This is a genomic window from Mesorhizobium sp. M2C.T.Ca.TU.002.02.1.1 (assembly GCF_003997225.1).
In genome coordinates this window covers 1-592 of sequence record NZ_RZTO01001458.1, presented here as the reverse complement: position 1 = coordinate 592, position 592 = coordinate 1, and the positions used below count along the sequence as shown (strand labels likewise).

Here is a 592-nt window from a genome sequence, read left to right as displayed (position 1 = left end):
CTCCGGGCCTATGCCGCAGACGGCGAGAAGGTGCTTTGGGTCGACGGCGATATCTGGCTTGTTTTCTCGCGCGAGCGGCCGAGCTCGCGGCTGCTGGCCGCCGCCAACCACAAGCGCTTCGGCGTCGGCACGTCACGCAACTGGAACACGGTGCGCCGTCTGGCGGAGGTGGTAGGCAGTAGGGTGGCGTCTTCTATTGCCTGATCCCTACTGCCTACTGCCTTGTTTTCAGGCCTTCGCCACCTTCGCACCCGCGCCAAGCGCCATGCTGCGCAGCACGTAATAGACGGCGCCCGCGATCGCCACGCCGAAGAACCAGCCATAGACGCCCCACCAGGACGGCAGCCAGTTTGTGAAGTTGGGCAGGATCGAGGAGAAGATGGCGCCGATGCCGGCGGCGATGAAGGCGTTGACATGCCAGCCGCTCTGGAAGCGGAACTCGCCGTCCTCGCGATAGAGCGCCTCGACGTCGACCTCGCTTTTGCGGATCAGATAGTAGTCGACCATCATCACGCCGAATATCGGTCCCATCGTCGCGCCGATGATGCCGACGAAATGCGCGGCGCTGCCTTCCCACGGAGCGAATGGATAG

Annotated in this window: 1 protein-coding gene and 1 pseudogene; one reads left to right on the top strand and one right to left on the bottom strand. The window is 63.9% G+C overall.

Annotated elements, in window-relative coordinates; all coding sequences use genetic code 11:
- Positions 1-204: pseudogene (locus EOD07_RS36740) on the top strand (hypothetical protein); the annotation flags it as partial.
- Between the two features lie 24 nt (positions 205-228).
- On the opposite strand, the gene EOD07_RS36735 reads toward EOD07_RS36740, so the two are convergent.
- Positions 229-592, bottom strand: a 364-nt coding sequence (locus tag EOD07_RS36735; protein ID WP_206519680.1) for a cytosine permease, incomplete at its 5' end; no start/stop codon positions are given.